The sequence below is a fragment of the Streptomyces nanhaiensis genome (assembly GCF_046614825.1).
Classification (GTDB): Bacteria; Actinomycetota; Actinomycetes; order Streptomycetales; family Streptomycetaceae; genus Streptomyces; species Streptomyces radiopugnans.
The window spans coordinates 1-22,681 of record NZ_JBKJFM010000044.1 but is presented as its reverse complement, the minus strand read 5'-3'; the positions used below and the strand labels follow the sequence as shown (position 1 = coordinate 22,681).

General features: G+C 73.9%; 16 protein-coding genes. 5 read left to right on the top strand and 11 right to left on the bottom strand.

Annotated elements, in window-relative coordinates:
- The first annotated feature begins 230 nt into the window (after nt 1-230).
- Nucleotides 231-1,433, top strand: coding sequence for an alkane 1-monooxygenase (locus ACLIYP_RS12775; RefSeq protein WP_412713266.1), 1,203 nt, complete (start codon nt 231-233; stop codon nt 1,431-1,433).
- Between the two features lie 48 nt (nt 1,434-1,481).
- Here ACLIYP_RS12775 and ACLIYP_RS12770 read toward each other — a convergent pair whose 3' ends face one another.
- From ACLIYP_RS12770 to ACLIYP_RS12745, 6 genes are all read right to left on the bottom strand, one after another.
- Nucleotides 1,482-3,635 carry an alpha-galactosidase gene (locus ACLIYP_RS12770; RefSeq protein WP_412713265.1) on the bottom strand — a complete coding sequence of 718 codons (2,154 nt, stop codon included), beginning with the start codon at nt 3,633-3,635 and terminating at the stop codon, nt 1,482-1,484.
- A 78-nt stretch (nt 3,636-3,713) separates the two neighbouring features.
- Entirely contained in the window at nt 3,714-5,747 is a 2,034-nt protein-coding gene (locus ACLIYP_RS12765) for a beta-galactosidase (protein ID WP_412713264.1), read from the bottom strand.
- Nucleotides 5,744-6,640 carry a carbohydrate ABC transporter permease gene (locus ACLIYP_RS12760; RefSeq protein WP_412713263.1) on the bottom strand — a complete coding sequence of 299 codons (897 nt, stop codon included), beginning with the start codon at nt 6,638-6,640 and terminating at the stop codon, nt 5,744-5,746. Before ACLIYP_RS12760 ends, ACLIYP_RS12765 begins: the two co-directional genes overlap by 4 nt.
- On the bottom strand, nt 6,637-7,551 hold the full coding sequence (locus ACLIYP_RS12755; RefSeq protein ID WP_412713262.1) for a carbohydrate ABC transporter permease: 915 nt from the start codon (nt 7,549-7,551) through the stop codon (nt 6,637-6,639). Before ACLIYP_RS12755 ends, ACLIYP_RS12760 begins: the two co-directional genes overlap by 4 nt.
- A gap of 76 nt (nt 7,552-7,627) precedes the next feature.
- Nucleotides 7,628-8,986, bottom strand: a complete 1,359-nt coding sequence (locus tag ACLIYP_RS12750) for an ABC transporter substrate-binding protein (RefSeq protein WP_412713261.1) — start codon at nt 8,984-8,986, stop codon at nt 7,628-7,630.
- A 313-nt stretch (nt 8,987-9,299) separates the two neighbouring features.
- Nucleotides 9,300-10,292: a LacI family DNA-binding transcriptional regulator gene (locus ACLIYP_RS12745; RefSeq protein ID WP_412713260.1), complete on the bottom strand. Its 993-nt coding sequence runs from the start codon at nt 10,290-10,292 to the stop codon at nt 9,300-9,302.
- 490 nt (nt 10,293-10,782) lie between these two features.
- Between ACLIYP_RS12745 and ACLIYP_RS12740 the strand changes: the two genes are divergently transcribed.
- Both ACLIYP_RS12740 and ACLIYP_RS12735 read left to right on the top strand, forming a co-directional pair.
- Nucleotides 10,783-11,352 carry a TetR/AcrR family transcriptional regulator gene (locus ACLIYP_RS12740; RefSeq protein WP_412713259.1) on the top strand — a complete coding sequence of 190 codons (570 nt, stop codon included), beginning with the start codon at nt 10,783-10,785 and terminating at the stop codon, nt 11,350-11,352.
- A gap of 83 nt (nt 11,353-11,435) precedes the next feature.
- Nucleotides 11,436-12,614: a GDSL-type esterase/lipase family protein gene (locus ACLIYP_RS12735; protein ID WP_412713258.1), complete on the top strand. Its 1,179-nt coding sequence runs from the start codon at nt 11,436-11,438 to the stop codon at nt 12,612-12,614.
- 130 nt (nt 12,615-12,744) lie between these two features.
- Here ACLIYP_RS12735 and ACLIYP_RS12730 read toward each other — a convergent pair whose 3' ends face one another.
- The gene (locus ACLIYP_RS12730; RefSeq protein WP_412713257.1) at nt 12,745-12,867 is read right to left on the bottom strand and encodes a hypothetical protein; all 123 of its coding nucleotides are present in this window, start codon (nt 12,865-12,867) and stop codon (nt 12,745-12,747) included.
- A gap of 139 nt (nt 12,868-13,006) precedes the next feature.
- Nucleotides 13,007-14,782 (bottom strand): pentapeptide repeat-containing protein, encoded by a 1,776-nt coding sequence (locus tag ACLIYP_RS12725; protein ID WP_412713256.1) that lies wholly within the window; start codon nt 14,780-14,782, stop codon nt 13,007-13,009.
- Nucleotides 14,783-15,230: 448 nt separating this feature from the next.
- Between ACLIYP_RS12725 and ACLIYP_RS12720 the strand changes: the two genes are divergently transcribed.
- A complete protein-coding gene (locus ACLIYP_RS12720; protein ID WP_412713255.1) occupies nt 15,231-16,439 on the top strand; it encodes an NAD(P)/FAD-dependent oxidoreductase in 1,209 nt (402 codons plus the stop codon).
- 128 nt (nt 16,440-16,567) lie between these two features.
- The gene (locus ACLIYP_RS12715) at nt 16,568-17,464 is read left to right on the top strand and encodes an RNA polymerase sigma-70 factor (RefSeq protein WP_412713254.1); all 897 of its coding nucleotides are present in this window, start codon (nt 16,568-16,570) and stop codon (nt 17,462-17,464) included.
- A gap of 166 nt (nt 17,465-17,630) precedes the next feature.
- Here ACLIYP_RS12715 and ACLIYP_RS12710 read toward each other — a convergent pair whose 3' ends face one another.
- From ACLIYP_RS12710 to ACLIYP_RS12700, 3 genes are all read right to left on the bottom strand, one after another.
- A complete protein-coding gene (locus tag ACLIYP_RS12710; protein ID WP_412713253.1) occupies nt 17,631-18,206 on the bottom strand; it encodes an NAD(P)H-dependent oxidoreductase in 576 nt (191 codons plus the stop codon).
- A gap of 183 nt (nt 18,207-18,389) precedes the next feature.
- Entirely contained in the window at nt 18,390-21,077 is a 2,688-nt protein-coding gene (gene fdhF, locus ACLIYP_RS12705; RefSeq protein WP_412713252.1) for a formate dehydrogenase subunit alpha, read from the bottom strand.
- Nucleotides 21,074-22,681, bottom strand: a 1,608-nt coding sequence (locus tag ACLIYP_RS12700; protein ID WP_412713251.1) for an NADH-ubiquinone oxidoreductase-F iron-sulfur binding region domain-containing protein, incomplete at its 5' end; no start/stop codon positions are given. The genes fdhF and ACLIYP_RS12700, both read right to left, overlap by 4 nt.

Sequence of the window (22,681 nt, the reverse complement as noted above, 5' to 3'; positions counted from 1 at the left end):
CGGGCGGAGAGGGCGGACGGCGGTTGCGCACACCGGCAGTGTGCCACCGCGCCCGCGCCCGGTCACGGCCTCCGCGGCCGCCCGAGACCTGACGGGAAGTCAGAACATTTACACGGCGCCCCCCTTTGTCAGCGCTCCCGTGCCGTGGCACTTTCGGTCCACCCCTCATGCGCACCCGCGCCGCTTCGCGGCCGGTGCGCGAAAACGCGTCCCATCGTCAGGGAGCCCCCATGAAGCCAGCGCCGTGTGACACCCGCACCTGGCGGGACCCCAAACGCCGCCTGTGGCCGCTCGCCCTCGCCGTCCCGACCCTGCCGTTCCAGGCAGGCGGTCTCGTCTCCCTCACGGGGATGGACTCGTTCTGGTGGTGGGGGCCGTTCTTCGCCTTCGTCATCGTCCCGCTCGTCGACCGGCTGACCGGGGCGGACGGCGCCAACCCACCGGAGGAGGCCGTACCGCGCCTGGAGGCCGACCACTACTACCGCTGGTGCACCTACCTGTACCTGCCGATCCAGTTCGGCGCCCTGGTGTGGGCGTGCGGCCAGTGGGCGAGCGGCCGCCTGTCGGTCGCCGACGGCCTGGGACTCGCCGCGACCACGGGGGTCGTGGCGGGCGTCGCCATCAACACCGCCCACGAGCTCGGCCACAAACGCGAGCTGCTGGAGCGGCGCCTGAGCCGCATCGCGCTCGCGCAGACGTGGTACGGGCACTTCTACGTCGAGCACAACCACGGCCACCACGTGCGGGTCGCCACACCGGAGGACCCCGCGAGCAGCCGCGTGGGCGAGAGCTTCTGGCGCTTCCTGCCGCGCACCGTCCTGGGCAGCCTGCGTTCGGCGTGGCACCTGGAACGGCGCCGGCTGAGCCGCCGCAAGCGCCCGGTGCTCGGTCCGCACAACGACGTGCTGACGGCGTGGGCGCTCTCGGCCGTGCTGTTCGCCGCGCTCACCGCGGTGTTCGGCTGGCGGGTCCTGCCCTATCTGGCGCTGCAGGCCGTGCTCGGCTTCTGCCTGCTGGAGACGGTCAACTACCTGGAGCACTACGGCCTGCTGCGGCAGCGGCGGCCGGACGGCCGTTACGAGCGGGTGGCCCCCCGCCACAGCTGGAACAGCAACAACACGGTCAGCAACCTGCTCCTCTTCCAGTTGCAGCGGCACTCCGACCACCACGCCAACCCGCTGCGCCGCTACCAGACCCTGCGGCACTTCGACGAGGCGCCCCAACTGCCCTCGGGTTACGCCACCATGATCGTCCTGGCCTGGTTCCCGCCCCTGTGGCGGAAGGTGATGGACCACCGGCTCCTGGCGCACTACGACGGCGACCTGACCCGGGCCAACGTCCACCCGCCCCTGCGCCGCCGCCTCCTCGGCGATGCGGACACCGGCCGGGAGGCCCGGGCGGACGTCCGCCGGGACGTCCGGAAGGCCGGCTGACCACCGCCCCGTCCGGCCGCCGCCCCGTCCGGCTCCCGGACGGGGCGGCTACCGCACCCGGCGCAGCCGCACCAGCGCGCTCGCGCAGTCGCCGCGCGGCAGATCGGGCACCGGAAGGCCGTAGCCGGTCAGCGTCGCCCCGGACCACTGCGCCCCGGTGTCCTCGTCCCGGTACCGGGCCCGCGCGTCCAGGCCGCGCAGTCTCAGCGGGGGGTGGGCGGGCCCGAAGGAGGTGCTCGGGCGCCACACGAGGACCACCGAGCGGTCGGCGCCGGCGTCGGTGTACTGGACGACGGTCAGGGGCCCCTCCCCCGGTGCGAGCAGCCGGTGCCGCCGGCCGTGCTGCACCACCGGGCGGATGTCCTTGTACAGCCCGACCAGGCGGGCGGCCTCGGCGGTCTCCTCGGCGGTCCAGCGCGCCAGATCGCCTCCGATGCCCAGGACGCCGGCCATGGCCGAGTGGAAACGGAAGGCCAGCGGGACCACGCGGCCCGTCAGCGGGTTGGGGCTGTCGGTCACCCAGGCGGACATCACCCCGGCCGGATGGATCTGGCCGAAGCCGTGCTGGATGGTCAGCCGGTCCACCGCGTCGGTGTTGTCGGAGGTCCACACCTGGTCGCTCCGGGCCAGGACGCCCAGGTCGATCCGGCCTCCGCCGCCCGCACACCCCTCGATGCGCAGGTGCGGGAACGCACTGCGCAGCCGGTCGAGCACCCGGTGCACGCCCCGGGCGTGCTCGGTGTACACCCTCCGCGCGTCCCGGCCGCCCCCGTGGACGCCCGCTTCCGTGAAGGACCGGTTGAAGTCCCACTTGAGGAAGTCGACGCCGTTGCCGTCGACCGTGTCGCGCAGCCACTCGTACGCCCAGTCCGCCACCTCGGGCCGGGAGAAGTCCAGGACGAGCTGGTGGCGCAGCTCGGTGGCCGAGCGGTCGGGCAGGTGCAGCACCCACTCGGGGCGCCGCCGGTACAGGTCGCTGTCGGCGCTGACCATCTCCGGTTCCACCCACAGGCCGAACCCCATGCCCAGCCGGTGCACCTCGTCGGCCAGCGGGCGCAGCCCCCGCGGGAAGCGGCTCCGGTGCGGCGTCCAGTCGCCCAGGCCCGCCCGGTCGTCGTCCCGGCCGCCGAACCAGCCGTCGTCGACCACGAACAGCTCCACGCCCAGTGCGGCGGCGCGCCGGGCCAGCGCAAGCTGGTTCTCCTCGCTGACCTGGAAGGACGTAGCCTCCCAGGAGTTGTACAGCACCGGCCGCAGCTCGTCCGGGTGCGGCAGGACGTGCCGGCGCACATAGGTGTGGAAGGCGTGGCCGGCGCCGCCGAAACCGCCCGTGCCGTACACCGCCACGCTGACCGGGGTGGTGTGGCGCACACCGGGCGCCAGGGCGATCTCGACCCCCTCGTGGCCTTCCGAGGCCACGACGCCCACACGTCCGGCGGCGGTGCGCTGGACCGTCAGGCGCCAGCTGCCGCTGGCGGCGAGCGCCACGGTCCAGACCTCCCCGTGCTCCTCGTCGGCGCGTCCGGCGTCGAGCATGGCCCACGGAGCGGCGTGGTGGCCGGTGTGGCCGCGCCTGCTGGTCAGGGTCGTCTCCCCGGCGGCCAGCGCGGTCCGCTCCAGCCGGTTCTCCGCGGACCAGCCGCCGTGGACGCACGACAGCCGCCAGTCCGGCCGCTGGGGCAGCGGCCAGTGGGCGGAGGCGCACCGCAGGAGGAGCAGCGGCTGCGCGCCCGGTCCGGCGGTGTGGGTGATCTCCGTCCAGCGCTCGAGCATGTCGGTGCCGGGTGGTGTCCGGTAGTGCAGTTCCCAGGCCAGCGGACGTGAGCAGTCCCGCAGCGAGACGGCGAGGTGGCCCTCCGCGACGATCCTGCAGCCCTCGACGCGGGGTTCGACCGGGTCGCTGCCGTCGGCGAAGCGGACCTGCAGGGCCGGTACGCCGAACCGGGCGCCGCCCTCGACGGGGTACTCCTCCACCCCGTCGAGGCGTCCGGCGAAACTGTCGTCGTGGTCGGCCCACACCGGCAGCGCCGCCGCGTCGGCCAGGGGCACGGGCGCGCCCCAGTGGACGTGGCGGACGGTGCCCGCCTCGGTGTCGACGCGCAGGACGTAGCAGGAGGCGGGGGTGCGCAGTACGACGGTGCCGCTGGCCTCGTCGATCTCCACTCCCCCGTGGGACGGCCGTGAAGCGCTCCGGGCGGGCATGGGCGGACTCCTCGGTGGTGCTGGGCGGGACGGGGAGGCTGCGGGGTGCGGCGATCCGGCGGATCCGGCCGCGCGGGGTCAGGCCCGGTGCGCGGGCTTCCCCTCGCGTACGACGACCACCCCTCCGGCCGGGATCTCCACACGGGAGCCGTCGCCCGCGGCGTCCAGGAGCGCGGTCCCCTCGACGGCGGCCTCGACGCCGTGGTCGGTGTGGTTGACGAGGAAGAGGTAGGAGCCCTCCGGGCCGGCCCGGCGCACCGCCTCGACTCCCTCGGGGACGACGGCGGCGGGACGCAGACCTGCCTCCTCGCCGAGGTCCCGGATCAGTCCGCGCAGCGTCGCGACGGACGCGCGGGTGGCCATGTACCAGGCCGTTCCCTGGCCGTGGGCGTGCCGGGTGGCGGCGGGCCCGCCCCGGGCCGGGCCGCCGTCGGGGGCGTCGGCGAAGCGGAGCACCGGGGTGCAGCCGCGCGGCTCGACGCGTTCGGCCCACTGCCGGGCCCGCGAGCCGTCGCTCAGGCGCACGGTCTCCTCCGGCCGCAGCGGCAGGTACTCGTCGACGCGCAGCCCGAGCACATCGCGCAGGGCGCCGGGGTAGCCGCCCAGGCGCACCCGGTCGCAGGAGTCCACCACGCCGCTGAAGCAGCCGACCGCGAGGTGCCCGCCCCGGCGCACGTACCGGTCGAGGGCGTCGGCGTGCTCGTCGGCGAGGAGGTAGAGGTTGGGCGCGACGACCGCCTTGTACTGCGCCAGGTCGGTCCCGGGCGGGACCACGTCGCAGGTGATGTTCGAGGTCCACAGTGCCTCGTACCAGTCGCGCACCGCGTCGAGGTAGCGCATCCGGCCGGAGGGGCGGGCCTCCAGTTCCAGCGCCCACCAGTTGTGCCAGTCGAAGAGCAGCGCGACCTCCGCCCGGACCCGTGTCCCGGTCACCTCTCCGAGCGCCGCCAGCTCCGCGCCCAGCGCGCGCACCTCGCCCCAGGTCCGGGTGTCCGTGCCGCCGTGCGGGAGCATCGCGCTGTGCCACTTCTCGGCGCCCGCCCGCGACTGCCGCCACTGGAAGAACATGACGCCGTCCGCGCCGCGCGCCAGGTGCGTCAGGCTGTTGCGGCGCATCTCCCCCGGCCTCTTGGCCACGTTGACGGGCTGCCAGTTGACGGCGGAGGTGGAGTGCTCCATGAGCAGCCAGGGGCGGCCGGCCGCCATGCCGCGGGCGAGGTCCGCGTTCAGGGCCAGGTCGATGTGGCCGTCCGGGTCGGCGGCGGGCAGGTAGTGGTCCAGGGAGACCAGGTCGGACTCGCCGGCGAAGGCGTGGGCGTCGACCTTCTTCTCCAGCGTCCCCAGGTGGTTGGTGGTCAGGGGTGTGCCGGGTGCGATGCGGCGCAGCAGGGCCGCCTCGGCGCGGTGACGGGCCAGGAGGGCGTCGGAGGAGAAGCGGCGGTAGTCCAGGTCCTGCCCCGGGTTGCGGAAGGCCGTCGTGTCGCGGGGCGGGTCGATCTCCTCCCAGTCGCCGTAGCGCTGGCCCCAGAAGTCCGTTCCCCACGCCTCGTTGAGGGCGTCCAGTGTGGTGTGGCGGTCCCTGAGCCACCGGCGGAACGCGGCGGCGCTGGTGTCGCAGTAGCACAGGCCGTTGTGGTTGCCCCACTCGTTGTGGACGTGCCACAGCACGACCGCGGGGTGGTCGGCGTAGCGGGTGGCCAGCGCGGTGACGACGGCGTCGGCGGCCTCGGCGTAGGCGGGGTGGCTGGGACAGAAGGCCTGCCGGCTGCCGTGTGCCAGCCGGGTGCCCGCGGCGGTGACCGGCCGGGCGTCGGGGTGCAGCCGGGTGAACCAGGGCGGCGGCGCGGCGGTGGGCGTGGCCAGGTCCACGGCTATGCCGTTGCCGTGGAGCAGGTCGAGCACCTCGTCCAGCAGGCTCCAGTCGTAGGTTTCCGGGCGCGGCTGGATCCGGGACCAGGAGAACACTCCGACGGTGACGAGGTTGACGCCCGCTTCGCGCATCAGGCGCACGTCCTCCCGCCACACCTCCTCGGGCCACTGCTCGGGGTTGTAGTCGCCGCCGTAGGCGATGCCGCCGAGCCGGCGGTTCAGGGCGGTCAGGGCGTGGGTCACGACTTCACCGCCCCGGCGGTGAGTCCGGCGCGCCAGTAGCGCTGGAGCATGAGGAAGGTCAGGACGATGGGCACGACGGAGACCAGGGCTCCCACGATGGTGAGGGTCTGCAGCTCGGGCAGGCGGCTGGTCTGCGACTGCCAGGTGAACAGGCCGAGGGTGACGGGGTAGAGGGTGTCGTCCTGGAGCATGACCAGCGGCAGCAGGAAGTTGTTCCAGATGACGACGAACTGGAACAGGAAGACGGTCACCAGCGCCGGGGACATCATGCGCAGCGCGATGCCGCAGAAGATGCGCAGCTCCCCCGCGCCGTCCATCCGGGCGGCCTCGACCACCTCGTCGGGGACCGACGCCGCGGCGAAGATGCGCGAGAGGTAGACGCCGAAGGGGCTGACGATGCTGGGCAGGAAGACCGACCAGAACGTGTTGGTCGCGTCCACCTCGGCGAAGAGCAGGAACAGCGGCAGGGCCAGGGCGGTCGCCGGCACCAGGACGCCGCCGAGGATGACGGAGAACAGCGCTTCGCGCCCGGTGAAGGTGTACTTGGCCAGGGCGTATCCGGCGGCCGCGGCCAGGAAGGTGGCGATGGCCGCGCCCACCCCGGCGTAGAGGAGGCTGTTGAGGAGCCACCGGCCGAAGACGCCGTCCTGCTGCTCGAAGAGCGCGGCGAGGTTGTCGCCCAGGTGCCATTCGGCGGGCAGCAGCCCGGGGGTGGAGACCAGGTCGCTCTGGCTCTTGGTGGCGGAGACGAGCAGCCAGTAGACCGGCAGCAGCATGTAGCAGGCGGCCAGCGTCATGAAGGCCACGGCGGCGGCCACGGAGAGCCGCCCGGTGGCGGGGCGGCGCCCGGGGGCGGCGGCGTGGGCGCCTTCGGTGCGGGTGAGGAAGCTCATCCCTGCCTCCTGGAGGTGAAGTGCAGAAAGGCGAACGACAGCAGGAACGTCACGGCGGCCAGCAGGACCGACAGGGCCGCCGCCTCGCTGTAGTTGTCGCCGGAGGCCAGGGAGTACGCCGCCAGGTTGGGCGTGTACGTGCTGGTCACGCTGGTGGAGATGGACCGGAAGACCTGTGGTTCGGTGAACAGCTGGAAGGTGCCGATGATGGAGAAGACGCCGGTGAGGACGAGCGCCGGGCGGATCAGCGGCAGCTTGATCCGCAGCGCGATGGTCCAGTTGCCGGCTCCGTCGACGCGCGCCGCCTCCCCGATGTCGGACGGGACGGCCTGCAGCGCGGCGTAGAGGATCAGCATGTTGTAGCCGGTGTACGTCCAGGTGACGACGTTGCCGATGGAGAACAGGATGGCGTCCGAGCCCAGCAGGTCGACCTGGACGCCGGCCGACCGGAACAGGTCCACCACCGGCGAGAGCCGGGGGTCGTACAGGAAGGCCCACATCAGTGCCGCGACCACACCCGGGATGCCGTACGGAACGAAGTACACCAGGCGGAAGAAGCGCTTGAGCCTGGCCACGGCGGAGTCCAGCAGCAGGGCGAGCGCCAGGGCGAACAGGAGCATCACCGGGATCTGCACCAGGGCGAACAGGCCGACGCGTACGACGCTGTCGGCGAAGAACGGCTCGCGCACGACGTCGGCGTACTGCTCGAATCCGGCGAACACCGGGCGGGTGCTCCCGAAGGTGCCTCCCACCCGCTCGGTCTTGTGCAGGCTCTGCCAGAAGGCGTAGCCGACCGGGACGAGGGTGAACAGGACGAACGGTATGAGGAAGGGGGCGAGGAACGCGTAGGGGGCGAGGGCCCGGCGGGGGCGCCTGCGGCCTGTGCTGGGCGGGGCGGCGGTGGGTGTCACGGGAGGGCCTTCGGCGGGGTGCGGTCCCCGCCGCGGGCGCGGCGGGGACGCGGGGCGAGGGGCGAGGGGTGGTCGGTCAGTCGGCCACGTCGAGGGACTGCTTGCGCAGCGAGTCGACGCTCTGGGACTGGGTCTGCTTCAGGACGTCGCCGAGCGTCCCCTCGCCGCCGACGGCGCCGGCCGTGCCGTCGCTGAGGAAGCGGTAGGTGTCGGTCATGGTCGGCCCCCAGGTGAACTCGGTGTCCACGTCGGCGGAGGCCTGCGCGAAGACGTCGAAGATCTTCTGCTTGCCGTAGAAGTCCACCGGCTGCTTCAGGGCCGGCAGGTCCAGGCCCGCCGTGGCCGCCGGGTAGAGGCCGCCCTCGCGGTTGAGGATCTCCAGCGCCTCGGGATCGGTGTTGAGCCACAGCGCGAACTCGGCCGCCTCCGCCGGGTGTTCGGTGCCCGAGAGCACCGCCGTGGTCGAACCGCCCCAGTTCCCGGCCCGCTGGTCGCCGGCCTTCCACTGCGGCATGGGGGCCACCGCCCACTTGCCCTCGGTGGACTTGGCGTTGTCCCGGATGGTGCTGTAGCCCCAGGCGGCGCTGATCCAGGTGACGACCTCGCCGGAGTTCCAGGCCTTGTAGAGGGCGGGTGAGAAGCCCTGGAGGTCCGTGGCGACGAGCTCGTCGTCGATCAGCTTCTGCCAGTAGTCGGCCACCTGGCGGCTCTCCGGCCGGTCGACGGTGACCTTCCATGCGTCGCCGTCCCGTTCGAACATGGTGGCCTGGTTCTGCCACAGCAGGCCGGTGAACCAGTTCGGGTCGGTCTGCGAGAAGTGGGTGATGTACTTGCCGTCCTGCTTGACCTCGCGGGCGGCGGCGGCGTACTCCTCCCAGGTGGTGGGGGCCTCGATGCCGAGCTTGTCGAAGACGTCCTTGCGGTAGAACATCGCCATGGGGCCGGTGTCCTGCGGGACGGCCCAGATGCCGTCCTCGCCCCCGGCGCCGAAGTCCACCTGGGACCGGGTCCAGTCGACGAACTTCTCCTGGGCCTCGCTCACGCCGGGGCACTGGGCTATGTCGCGCAGGCCTCCCTTGAGGCGGAAGCTGGCCAGGGAGTCGTACTCGATCTGGCCGAGGTCGGGCGCCTTGTCGGCCTTCAGGGCGTTGGACATGTTCTGGTAGGTGCCCGCGTTGCCGGCGGGGGTCGTCTTCAGCTTCACCTGGACGTCGGGGTTCTGCCCGTTCCACAGGTCGACCGCTTCCTGCATCCCCGGCACCCAGGACCAGTACTGCAGCGTGACCTTGCCCGAGGACGGCTTGCAGGACGCGTCGGCCGCGGCGTCGTCCTTGCCGTCGCCGCCGCCGCAGCCGGTGGCCGCCGTGAGGGCCACGACCGCCGCACCGATCATGCAGCGTCTGGCCATGGGTGAGGTGTGAGCGCGCATCGCCATGGGGTTGCTCCTTGGGCTGAGAGTCCGCTCCGACGAAGCGGTGGGCGCAACCTTCACAACAGGAATCCGGAGAAGTCAATGGGTCGGACGCATGAAGTCGACTTCGAGTTCGCTTCGTGACCACCCGGCGCGGCACGGAAGAGCTTCCTTAAATCCCATCTGACCTGCTGTTTCCCCTCGCCGACCGACCCCGCCCCCGTCAGGCTCTCGTCATGCGGAATCGATTACGCTACGGTGTCCACCAGGTCATGACGGTGCCGCCCCGGAGGACCGGAGCCACGGGACGGAAAGCCCTGACGGGAGGAAAGACCGGTCAGGCCGAGGCGCGCGCGACGAACTCCGCCTTCACCCGGACGGTCCGGTGCACGCTCCGTCCGTCGAGCCTCCCCCTGAGCAGCCGGGCGGCGGCCCGGCCGACGTCCTCGGCGGGATAGCGGATCGTCGTGAGCTGCGGATGCACCAGGGAGGCGAAGGAGGCGTCGTCGTGGCCCACCAGCGCCACATCGCCCGGTATGTCGATGCCCAGTTCGCGCGCCTTGCCCATGGCGCCGACCGCGATGACGTCGTTGGCGCAGAACACCGCGTCCGGCCGGTAGCGCCGGCGCATCAGCTCGGCGAACCCCTCGGCTCCCGCCTCACGCGTGTGCTCGCCCCTGATCACCAGTTCCCGCGGCAGGGAGGTGCCGAACTGCCGGGCGAGCCCTCTGAGGAGTTCCAGACGCGGATCGCCCCCGGTCGCGTCCCGCGGCCCCGCGATCATCGCGATGCGGCGCCGCCGCGCCGCGGTGACCCTCTCCAGTGCCTGCCGGGTCGCGGTCCGCGCGTCGGGGGTCACCAGGTCGACGGGACCGAAGGGGACGTCCGCGCTCACGACGGCGGGGATCCCGGCGTCGGTGAGCGTCCGGATGTCCCGGGGCAGCAGCCGGAACGGTGTGATCACGACACCGGCGAAGCGCTGCTGCACCGCCTCGGCCAGCAGCGCGCGCTCCTCCTCGCGGCGGGCGCGGGTGTCGCAGACGACCACGTGGATGCCCAGGCCCCGCAGCTCCTCCTGGAGGATGGCCGCGAGCTGCGCGAAGAACGGGTTGGCGATGTCGGGCACGATCAGCGCCACGAGGCTGGACCGGCCCGTCCGCAGACTGCGGGCCGCCGTGTTCACGGTGAACCCCAGCTCGTCGATGGCGCTCTCCACCGCCGCCCGGGTCGCGGGGGCGACGGGCCTCTTGCCGGACAGGACGTAGGAGACCGTGGCGGAGGAGACTCCCGCCGCACGGGCGACGTCCGCCATGGTGACCCGCTCTCGCACTGCTCACGCTCCCTTCGCGCCGTCACCCTACTTCAAGGGCGACATTCGGGCGGACCGGCTCTCACCTGGCGGTTTCCGCCGCCGTCCGCCGCTGTCCGGCTATGGGCCGCGACAGGCTGCGATGGGCTGCGATGGGCGGTCACCGCACGGCACGGACAGACACGCGCCTCCTCGAACCGGGGGCGGCCCGCATCCGGGCGCTGATCCTCTCGCCGAGAACCTGCCCCTCGGAATGCCGGGCTTGCCGAGCACGTCCGACCCGGGGACGAGTTCCCGCCCGAGCGTCGAGCACCGCGCGCACCCGGTGCGGATGCTCGCACTCGGCAGGTCCGGGTCATCGGCGCCGGCGGCGGGGTACCGGGCCGCCGCGTCCGGCCCTGCGGAGTTCGCGCCTGGTGACGCGCACCCATGTGATGCGTTGCAGCGATTCACCTAAAGGCTTTAGGACTATGCTACTTTCCTATAGGTGAATCGGAAGTAGGTGATGGTTATGGGCAGGGCAGGACTGACCCCGGAGCGGCTGACCCTCGCCGGCGCGGAGCTTGCCGACGAGGCCGGTTTCGACCAGGTGACCCTTTCGGCGCTCGCCCGACGCTTCGACGTGAAGGTCGCGAGCCTGTACTCGCACCTGAAGAACTCCCAGGAGCTCAAGACCCGGATCGCGCTGTTCGCGCTGGAGGAACTCGCCGACCGGGTCGCCGACGCCGTTGCCGGACGTGCGGGCAAGGACGCCCTGACCGCCTTCGCGAACGCCTACCGGGACTACGCCCGGGCCCACCCCGGCCGGTACGACGCAGCCCGGTTCAGGCTCGACCCGCAGACGGCCGCAGCCAGTGCCGGCGTCCGGCACGCGCAGATGACGCGGGCGATTCTGCGCGGCTACGACCTGGCGGAGCCGGAGCAGACACACGCGGTCCGCATGCTGGGCAGCTTCTTCCACGGTTACGTCAGCCTGGAGAGAGCCGGTGGCTTCAGCCACACGGACGTCGCCTCGCAGGAGTCCTGGGCCTGGACCCTGGACTCCCTCGACGCCGTACTGCGGAACCGAGCCGCCCCCTGACCGGCGGCGCGGCGCCTTCCGCAACGGTTCCCGCGCACTGACCCGATCCCCCACCGCTGCACCCACAACCACAGGCCGAGGCGATGAGCACCGAACAGAACCGGGTCACCACCCCCATCACCGCCGACTTCCTGCGCGGTCACCTCGACGTGGAACAGACCGCGCACGGTCTGCTGCCGCACCGGCTGCCGGCCCGGGCGCGGCGGCAGATCCCCGACGACCGACTGGCTGTGGCCGAGGCTCAGCCCTCCGGCGTCCGGCTGGCCTTCCGCACCCGGGCCACCACCATCGAACTGGACGCGCTGCCCACCAAGCGGGCCTACCGGGGGTTCCCTCCTCCGCCGGACGGCGTTTACGACCTGCTGGTCGACGGCCGACTCACCGCCCAGGCCACTGTGGCCGGCGGCAACCTCCTCACGATCACCGACATGCTCACCCAGACCGCGGAGTTCACCGAGGGACCGGCGGGCACCGCCCGCTTCGCCGACCTCCCCGAGGGCGAGAAGGACATCGAGATCCGGCTTCCGCACACGGAGATCACCGAGGTGATCGCCCTGCGCACCGACGCTCCCGTCGAACCGGCCCCGGACAGTGGGCGCCGGGTGTGGCTGCACCACGGCAGTTCCATCAGCCACGGCTCGAACGCCCCCCACCCGAGCGCCATCTGGCCCGCCCTGGCCGCGGCCGCGGGCGGCGTGGAACTGATCAACCTCGGATTCGGCGGCAGCGCACTGGTGGACCCGTTCACCGCACGTGCGATGCGGGACACCCCTGCGGACCTGATCAGCGTCAAGCTCGGCATCAACGTCGTCAACAGCGACGCGATGCGCCTGCGCGCGTTCGCCCCCGCCGTCCACGGCTTCCTCGACACCATCCGCGAGGGCCACCCGACGACGCCCCTGCTGGTGGTGTCGCCGATCCTGTGCCCGGTCCAGGAAGACACCCCGGGGCCTCTCATGCCGGACCTCGACGGCGGGACCCTCCGGTTCAAGGCCACCGGCGATCCGGCGGAAACCGCCGCTGGGCGGCTGACCCTCACCACCGTCCGCGACGTACTCACCGGCATCGTGAAGCAGCGGGCCGCCGAGGACCCGAACCTCCACTACCTCGACGGACGCGACCTCTACGGCGAGAGCGACCACGCCGAGTTCCCGCTGCCGGACGCCATCCACCCCGGCCCCGAAGGCCACCGTCGCATCGGCGAGAACTTCGCGAAGCTCGCGTTCGCGGACAACGGCCCCTTCGCCGCCAGGACATGCTGATCCCGGGCCGGCGAGGAGACCGGGCCGCCGGCTCGCACACGCGCCACGCCCCGCGTCCCCCGTGAGCCGTACGGGGTGCGCTGTCCGCCGCCGGGCCTCCCCGGCGGCGGACAGCGCACCCCGAAGTCGCTCAGCGCTCCGATGCGAAGCGCGCGAACCGGGTCCAGCCCTCGCGGCCGACCTTGAAGGCGGGGCGGGCCGGCTCCCGCAGGCACTCCGGCAGCCGGCTGCGGTAGCGGTCCCGTCCCCCCACCCGCCCGGCGGCAAGACCGTCCGCGCGGTGCTCACCGTCCCGGCCGCCGAGGCGTGATGCGCGTACGGCCCCGGAGGGTGCCGGGGCGGTGGGCGGCGCTCGGGGAGGTCGGTTCGCCGGCCCTCCGAGGGGTGGCCGGTCAGCGTTTGACGCGTCCTCGGACGGCGAGGACGGCGAGGGCGAGGAGGGTGGGCTCGACGAGGCGGGAGGTCATCTCGATGTAGGTGCCCGTGGTGGTCAGGTCCTGTCCGGAGGAGCGGAACACCACCGAGTTGAGCGTGACGTTCAGCGCCTTCTCGAAGCGCTCGCCGGTGAACCTGTCCCCGGTGGGGTTCTGAGGGTCGGCCTTGCCGATGGTGAGGGTGACCCGGCCTCCGCCGGGCGGCACGGTGCCGACCGCCTCCTGCTTCGGGTCCTCCGCCGGGAGCCCGAAGCCCATCAGCAGCACGACGGTGACGAGCATGGCGGCCGCGAGCCAGCCCAGGGCCCGCACGGCGCGCAGCCCGTAGCCGGAGACGGCCCAGTAGGCGGCCAGCAGGGCGCGTTCGGCTCCCGGGGTGCCGGGGTCGTGGCGGCGCATCTCCATCTCGCCGTAGTAGAAGTCGGCCGCCCCGGGTTCGTTCTTGCCGTCCTCGAACGCCTTGCGCAGCGCCCGGTACACCGGCGCCAGCTGCGCCGGCCCGGCGTGTCCGGCGCCGAGCACCGCCGTGTTCCAGCCCCGGACGGCGTCCGGCCGCTTCGCGCGCCAGTGGTGCTCCTCGGCGAGGGTACGGCGCCCGGTGAACCGCACCGGTAGCCTGCGCCGCCGGTGCGTGCCGGGCGGGACGGTGTCGAAGGCGCAGATGCCCTCCAGCCGCAGCTGGTCCAGGTGAACGGTACCGGTGAACAGGCAGCCCGACAGGTCGACGTCGGCCAGGACCAGGTGGGCCGCGTCCACCCCGCGCAGCGTGGCGATCCGCACCGCGGCGTCGGGCGCGTGGGCGAGGGCCCGCTCCTCCACCGTCCGTCCGTCGGCGAGCACGAAGGGGTCGGGCTCCGCGGCGATCGTGAGGGGGTACTCGAAGACCGCGTGGGAGAGGTCCACCGTCGCGTAGCGCAGACGCAGCTCGGCCGTCGACAGCCAGCGGGTCCGCCGGCACTCCAGGCGGCGGGCCACGAACGAGAGGTTCGCCGGACCGTTGAACACCGCCCCGGACAATCTCACCCGTCCGGTGCACACGAACGGCCCGAGGTTGACCCACCGTTCGAAGACCGCCTGTTCGAACCCGACGTCGCCCTGGAAGGTCGCCGACTCGAACCGGGCGTCGCCCTGGAAGGCGACCGACGCGAACGAGGCAACACCCTGGAAAGTCACCGACCCGAACCGGGCGTCGCCCTGGAAGGTCACCGACTCGAACGAGGCAACGCGCTGGAAGGTCACCGATCCGAACCGGGCATCACCTCGGAAGGTCACCGACTCGAACCAGGCGAAGCCCCGGCAGGTCACCGACTCGAACCAGGCGATGTCCTGGAAGGTGACCGACTCGAACCAGGTGTCACCCCGGAAAATCGCCGACTCGAACGAGGCAAAGCCCTGGAAGGTCACCGACTTGAATTCGGTGTTGCCCTGGAAAACCGCCGAATCGAATCGGGCGTGGCCGAGACCGGGGTGCCCGGTGGCGGGGTCGCGGAGGGCGTTGAGGAGGGCGTCGAGAAGGGGCTCGGTGAAGGTGGTGCCGCGATGGTCTGTGTCGGCGCCGGGGGTAAGGCCCGCCAGGTAGGCGTCGCGGTCGGCGTCGGCCAGGTGGGCGAGGCACGCGGTGTGGCCGGAGACCTGGACGCCGCGGCAGCCGACGGGGTCGGTGGCGGGGTCCGCGCCGTGTGCGCAGTGCGGCCAGGACGGCGTCTCGGGCGCGAGAGGTGGATGTGTGCTCATGGCGTGGCGGCTCCCTGGGGTTTCCGGTACCGGAGGGGCGGGGGCGAAGACGTGCGGGACGCTCCCGGGTCGGGGTCCGGCGTCACGGAAGGGGCTGCGCTCCGTGCGGGGCCCTCGTCCGCTTCCCCGCGGTGGCGGCGTACGGCCCGACAGGCGGTCCGGGCATCGGCCGCTCCCGACGGAACCCTCCCGGCCGATCACCCCTCACCGGCCACAGCCTGCCAGGCCAGGCACGGCGGCGCGGGCTCGTTCGGCGAACCGGACGCCGAACCGCCGCCCACCGCGCCGGTGTTCCCCGATGGCCGTGCGGCCCCGCAGCGCATCCGCGCGCACGGCGGTGGTCGTCGGCTCCGGCCGGGCCCGGCCGGAGTGATCTGACTCACAACCTGTCACGGCGGCCTGCCGCGCGGTGTCTTGAGGCCGGACACACGAAAACGGAGGAGGCACCATGACGGGGAACACGAACGTGGTCGTGATCGGCGGCGGGTACGCGGGCGTGATGGCCGCGAACCGGCTGACGCTGCGCGACGACGTGGCGGTGACGCTGGTCAATCCGCGCCCGGACTTCGTCCACCGGGTCCGCCTGCACCAGCTGGTGGGCGGGTCCGACGACGCGGTCGTCGCCTACCGGGACGTCCTGGCCGGGGGCGTACGGCTGGTGGTCGGCTCCGCGGCCCGGATCGACGCGGACGGGCGCGGCGTGACGCTGGCCGACGGCGGCACGCTCGGCTACGACTACCTGGTCTACGCCGTGGGCAGCGGCAGCGCCGAGCCGGGCGTGCCGGGGGCGGCCGAGTTCGCCCACCCGATCGCCACCCTGGAGGAGGCGCGGCGGCTGCGCCCGGTCGTCGCCGCCGCTCCCGCGACGGCCCCGGTGACGGTGGTCGGCGCCGGTCCCACCGGCATCGAGACCGCCGCCGAACTGGCCGAGCAGGGCCGCCGGGTGACCCTGGTCTGCGGCGGCGTGCTCGGCCCGTACCTGCACCCCCGGGCCCGGCGCTCGGTCGAGGGGCGGCTGGCCGGGCTCGGCGCGACGGTCCTCGAAGGCTCCGGCGCGAAGGTGGTGGCGGTGACCCGCGACGCCGTGCGGCTCGCCGACGGCCGCGAGCTGCCGAGCCAGATCACCGTCTGGACCGCCGGCTTCGGCGTGCCGGACCTGGCCGCGCGCAGCGGACTGAGCACCGATGCCGCGGGCCGACTGCTCACGGACGAGACGCTGACGAGCGTGGACGACGCGCGCATCGTCGCGGCCGGGGACTCGGCGGCGCCGTCCGGCCTGCCGCTTCGGATGAGCTGCCTGAACGCGATGCCGCTGGGCGCGCGGGCCGCCGACACCGTGCTCAGCCGGCTCGCGGGCGAGCGGCCGGAGAACCTCCGGCAGCTGGTCTACGCCCAGTGCCTCAGCCTGGGCAGGAGTGCGGGGGTCTACCAGCTCGCCAACCGGTCCGACGTCGCGGTGCCGCTGTACGTCGAGGGCGGGCTGGGCGCCAGGCTCAAGGAGCTGGCCTGCCAGGCCATCCCCGGGCATCTGACCAAGGAGGCGCGCAGGCCCGGTTCGTTCAACCTGCATCGCATACCGGGAGGCGCCGCCAAGCGCCGGCGGCTGCTGCGCGCACACCGTTCCGGGGCGCCGGCGGCCGCCGGCCGGGCGGCCTGACCGGTGGGTGCTGCGAGGATCACGCCGTGGACGCGCACGGACGCGGCCGGCCGCCGGGGCCGGCCGCGAAGGACGGGGACGGCCGGGACGACCGGGACTACCGGGACGACCGGGAGAGGGGACGAAGGATGAGCGACGACGCAGCCGACCCGGCGACCGAGGCGTTCCTCGCCCACCGCGCCCTGCTCTTCACCGTCGCCTACGAGATGCTCGGATCGGCGGCCGACGCCGAGGACGTCCTCCAGGAGAGCTGGCTGCGCTGGGCCGCGGTCGATCCGGGGCAGGTGCGCGACCAGCGCGCCTACCTGGTGCGGATCACCACCCGCCAGGCGCTCAACCGGCTGCGCGCCGTCAAGCGCCGCCGGGAGGCGTACGTCGGCTCCTGGCTGCCCGAGCCGCTGCTCACCGTGCCGGACGTGGCCGAGGACGCCGAGCTCGCCGAGAGCGTGTCGATGGCGCTGATGCTCGTCCTGGAGACGCTGTCACCGGCCGAGCGCGCCGTGTTCGTGCTGCGCGAGGTCTTCGACGTGGGATACGGCGAGATCGCGGCCGCCGTCGGCAAGAGCCCCGCGGCAGTCCGCCAGATCGCCCACCGCGCGCGCCGGCACGTCGATGCGCGCCGCCCCAGCCGGCCGGCCTCCTCGAAGGAGGGCCGGGCGGTCCTGGAGTCGTTCCGGCGCGCGGTCGAGACCGGGGATCCGCAGGCCCTCCTGGAGGTGCTCGCCCCCGACGTCGTCCTGATGAGCGACGGCGGCGGCGTCAGGCACGCCGCGCTGCGGCCGGTCACCGGCGCGGAGCGGGTGGCCCGTATGTTCGCCGGCGGCATCGGCAGGCTCGAAGGCACCCTCACCACCGAGCCGGCCGTGGTCAACGGCGGCGCGGCGCTCCTGGTCCGCCTGGACGGCGAGATCGACGGCGTCCTGGCGGTACGTGTCGAGGACGCCCGTATCACCGGCCTCTACTACGTCCGCAATCCGCAGAAGCTGTCCCACATCGCCTCGGAGACACCGCTCACCCTGCGCTGAACGCCGGTGGTCCGCCGGACGCCCCGCCCTGCGGGCGAGGCGTCCGGCCGCCGCACCGTGCAGGAGCGCGGCGAGCCGCAGGACTCGTTCCCCGGTCCCTGCGCAGGAGGGCGTATTCGCCGGTGTGGTCGCCGTGCCGGCCCGCATCGGTCCGGGCGGGCGGCGGCTACCTGCCCCTGACGCCCAGCCGGCGGACCTCCGCCAGCCACCGTGCGCGCTGCCGCGGGGTCGAGGCGCCGATGCCCGGCAGCACGGTGCGCCGTACCGGGCGGAAACCGCAGTGCCTGAGGAAGGCGCGGCGCATGTTCCTCCAGAACAGGTCCTCCCGTGCGAGGACGGCCAGGAGCTGCGGCGAGTTCTGGGTGTAGACCACCCGGGCGGACCGCCCCTTCAGGAGCTTGCGGATGTACGGGAAGCCCTCCAGGTACTCCACGCCGACGCCCGGCAGGAAGACGCGGTCGATGAACCCCTTGAGCAGTGCCGGGACGGACCACCACCAGCACGGCGTGACGATGACGAGGTGCCCGCACCAGCGCACGGCGTCCCGGGCCCTGACGAGGTCCGGCTCCAGGGGCTGGGGGTGGGTGAAGCCGCCGTGCAGGATCGGGTCGAACCGCATCTCCCGCAGGCGCATGAGGCGGACCTCGTGGCCGCCCGCCCTGGCGCCTTCCGCGTAGGACGTCGCCAGGGCCTCCGAGTAGCTCCCCGGGTCCGGGTGACCGTCGATCACGAGAATGCGCATGGCGTGCTCCCAGCAGGCGGGCCGTTTACGACCGTGTACCACGTGGCGCGCGCTCCGCCCGCCGGCAGGCGGCCCGGCCCCCCGAACGGCCGCGCCCAACGCCCGGTCCGCACGGCGGCGGCGCCCCGGCGGGCGTGCGGCGGGGGACCCGGTGGGCCGGGGGCCTCGCGCGGCCGGGCGCCGTCATCTCCCGGACCGGGTGCGGTGGGCGTCCACGCGGACCGCGGTGACCTTGTACTCGGGGCAGGAGGTGGCGGTGTCGGTGTGGCCGGAGGTGAGGCGGTTGACACCGCTGCCGGGGAAGTGGAACGCGCAGAAGACCTGACCGGGGCTCACGTCGTCGCTGATGCGGGCGGTCAGACGGGCACGGCCGTGGCGGCTCTCGACGAGGACCGGCTGCCCGTCGCGCAGTCCGTGGCGGGCGGCGTCGTCGGGGTGCAGGTCGAGCAGGTCGGCGGGGGCGAGGAGCAGGTTGCCGCCCCGCCGGGTCATGCTGCCGGAGTTGTAGTGGTCCAGCCGCCGCCCGGTGACCATGATCAGCGGGTAGTCGTCGTCGGCCTGTTCACCGGGCGGCAGGTAGGGGGCGGCGGACAGGTGGGCACGTCCGTCGGGGGTGGCGAACCGCCGGGTGTACAGCCTGGCCCGGCCGGGCCGTCGGGGGTCGGGGCAGGGCCAGGGCACGGCGCCCTCTTCGTCGAGCCGGGCGTGGGTGATCCCGGCGAACAGGCCGGTGACGCGCCCGCACTCCTCCAGGGCGGCGGCCGGGGTGGGGCAGCCCAGGTCCGCGCCCAGCGCGGCGGCGACGGCGTGGACGATCCAGAAGTCGGTACGGGCGCCGCCCGGCGGCGCGAGGGCGGGGCGGACCCGCTGCACGCGGCGGTCGAAGTTGGTGAAGGTGCCGTCCTTCTCCGGCCAGGAGGCGGCGGGCAGGACGACGTCGGCCCGGCGGGCGGTGCCGGACAGGAACAGTTCGCTGCACACGGTGAACGGGCAGGTCTCCAGGGCCCGGGCGACCCGGCCGGCGTCGGGGTCGGTGGCCGTCACGTCCTCCCCGACCACCCACAGGGCCCGCAGCTCCCCGGCGCGGGCCGCCGCGAACATCTGCGGGATGCGCAGGCCGGGCCGGCCGGGGACGGGGGTGCCCCACACGGCCTCGGCACGGGATCGGGCCCCGGGGTCGGTGACCTTGCCGTAGCCGGGCAGGGTCTCGGGCAGCGCTCCCATGTCGGAGGCCCCCTGAACGTTGTTCTGGCCGCGCAGCGGGTTGATCCCGAAGCCCCGGCCGGTGCCGACGGCTCCCCGCAGGATCGCCAGGTTGGCGAGGGTCCGTACGCCGTCGGTGCCGTGCAGGTGCTCGGTGACGCCCAGACCGTAGACGACGGCGGGGCGTTCGGCCCGCCCGTAGAGGCGGGCGGCGGCGGTGATGTGCGGTGCGGGCACACCGGTGAGGGCGGCGGCCCGTTCGGGCGGGTACGCGGCCAGGGTCTCGCGCAGTTCGTCCAGTCCGGCCGCCCGCTCGCGCAGGAACTCCTCGTCGGTCATCCCCTCGGCGAGCAGGACGTGGGCGATCCCGTGGAAGAGGGCGACGTTGGTGCCGGGCCGGGGCCGCAGGTGGACGTCGGCGTGGCGGGCCAGGCCCACGGCGCGGGGGTCGGCGACGACCAGGCCGGCCCCGCGCAGGGCCCGCTGCAGCAGCCGGGCGCCGACCACGGGGTGGGCCTCGACCGGGTTGGCTCCGACGACCAGCAGGCAGTCCGCCTGCTCGATGCCCTCGAGGGTGTCGGTGCCGCCGGGCAGCCCGAAGGACGCGGTGAGCCCGGCGGCGGACGGCGCGTGGCACAGCCGTGAGCAGTTGTCGATGTTGTTGGTGCCGATCACGGTCCGCATGAACTTCTGCAGCAGGTAGTTCTCCTCGTTGGTGGCGCGGGCCGAGGAGATGGCCGCCACGGCGTCGGGGCCGCCCGCGTCGACGGCCCGGCGCAGCCCGTCGGCGACCGCCGCCAGCGCCTCGTCCCAGTCCGCGGGCTCCAGCCGGCCGTCGCGGCGGACCAGGGGCCTGGTCAGGCGTTCGGGGGAGGTCAGGAAGCCGTGGGCGAAGCGCCCCTTGGCGCAGGCGTGGCCTCGGTTGACCGGACCGTCCCGGGCGGGCAGTGCCGCGGCGATCCGCCCGTCCCGGACGACGAGGTCCAGGGTGCAGCCCACGCCGCAGTAGCCGCAGGTCGTGCGGACTCCCGCCGCCCGGGGATCGGCGGAGGTGAGCCCGGGCACCGGTCCCGGCTGGGAGACGGCCCCCGTGGGGCAGGTGTCGACGCAGCCGCCGCAGGCGACGCAGTCGGACTCGAGCCAGGGGCCGCCGGTGCCGGGGGCGACGGTGGTGTCGGCCCCGCGGCCGGTCAGGGTGAGGGCGAAGGCGCCCTGGACGTCGGAGCACATGCGCACGCAGCGGCCGCAGGCGATGCACAGGTCCCGGTCCAGGTGGACGTACGGGTGGCTGTCGTCCCCGCCCCTGCCGCCGGGGCCGCGCGCCGCCTCGGGGCCGATTCCCAGCCCGGCGCAGACCCGGGCCAGTTCGCTGGGGCGGTCCAGGGCGCGGGGCGGCAGGGCGGAGACGATCAACTCCACCGCGTCGCGGCGCAGTTCCCGCAGTTCCTCGCCGTCCGTGGTGACCTCGGCCCCTTCGGCGGCTGGGGTGACACAGGCCGCCGCGGTGCCACCGCCGGCCGAGACCAGGCAGGTGCGGCAGGACCCGGCGGGGTCGAACCGGTCGTCGTGGCAGAGCGCGGGCAGCTCGGCGCCCGCGGCGCGGACCGCGTCCAGGAGCGTGGCCCCCTCGGGCACGTCGACGGGGGCGCCGTCGACGGTGACCCTCACCGCTCCCACCCCGCGAGCCGGTCGCCGTAGGCGCGGGCGAGGCTGCGCACCGCCTCGGGAATCCGCTTGCCGAAGGCGCACAGGCTGGCCTCGGACAGCAGGCGCAGCAGGCGTGCGTACTCCTCGCCGGGCGCCCCGCCGGGCACCTCGCCGGACGCATGGCCGGACGCATGGCCCGGCTCCGCACCGGCATCGTCCACCAGTTCCAGTCCGCGGCGGGAGCCCACCCGGCACGGCGAACAGGCCCCGCAGCTCTCGGCGTCGGCGAACTCCCACACGTGCCGCAGCACCTGGAGCGGATCGGGCCGCCGGTCGAAGGCGACCAGCCCGGCGTGGCCGAGGGCCGCGCCCCGTTCGGCCAGGTCCCGTCCGGTGAGCGGCACGTCCAGCCCGCGGGGCGCCAGGAAACCGCCGAGCGGTCCGCCGACCTGGAGCACGGACAGCTCCGCACCGTCGCGCAGACCGCCGCCGAACTCGTCGACGATCCGCGCGACCGGCGTGCCGAGTTCGACCTCGTAGCAGCCGGGGCGGGCGAACCGCTCGGACAGGCACACCAGTTTGGTGCCCGTCTCGCCCGGCACGCCGCGCCGGGCGTAGGCGTCGCCGCCGCGACGGACGATCCACGGGACGGCAGCCAGCGTCTCGACGTTGTTCACCACCGTCGGCGCGTCCCACAGGCCGTGCCGGGCCGGGTAGGGCGGACGGGGCCTGGCCGTCCCCCGGCCCCCTTCCAGCCCCGCGATCAGGGCCGTCTCCTCGCCCGCGACGTAGGAGCCGTGCCCCGGGACGATCTCGATGTCCACGTCCGTCGCGCTGCCGTGGACGGACGGGCCCAGGTGCCCCTGGGAGTACGCCCGCGCGACGGCCTCCCGCAGCGCGTCCCGCGCCCGCGGGTACTCGGAGCGCACCAGCACCACGCCGCGCCGGGCCCGGCACGCGAAGCAGGCCAGGGCAAGGCCCTCCAGAACGCGGTCGGGATCGCCCTCCATCAGAAGCCGGTCGGCGTAGGAGCCAGGGTCCACCTCATCGCCGTTGGCGACGACGACGGCGCCGGACGCGCCACCGGCCGCCGCCCACTTGGCGGCCACCGGGAATCCGGCGCCGCCGCGCCCCCGCAGCCCGGAGGCGGCCACATGCGCACGGACGTCCTCCGGGGAGCGGGAGCGCACCACGCCGGGCCACACCCGCCAGGGGCGCTCACCGGCCAGGACGCCTCCGAGCAGGACGGGATCACCGGTGGTGTCGCGGGCGGGGATCCGCGGGGCCCGCGGCTCCTCGTCCCCGGTGAGCTGGGCGACCAGGGACGGGCCGGTGCAGGGGGTGTCGCCGTCGAGAGCGGCCGGGGCCGCGTAGCAGTAGCCCAGGCAGCGCACGGGCTGCACGGTCGTCCCGCCGGAGCCGGCGCCCAGGGCGCGCGTGACGTCGGTGACGTGCCGCCCGAGGTCGGCGGCGAAGCAGGCCGCCGCGGAGCACACCCGGACGTGGCGGCTCCCGTGCGGGGTGGCGAGGTCCGCGTAGTAGCTCGCGGGACCGAGCCCGGCGGCGGCCGGCAGGCCCCACCGCGCCCCGGCCGCCCGGGCCGGCTCCGTGCCGGCCAGCTGGCC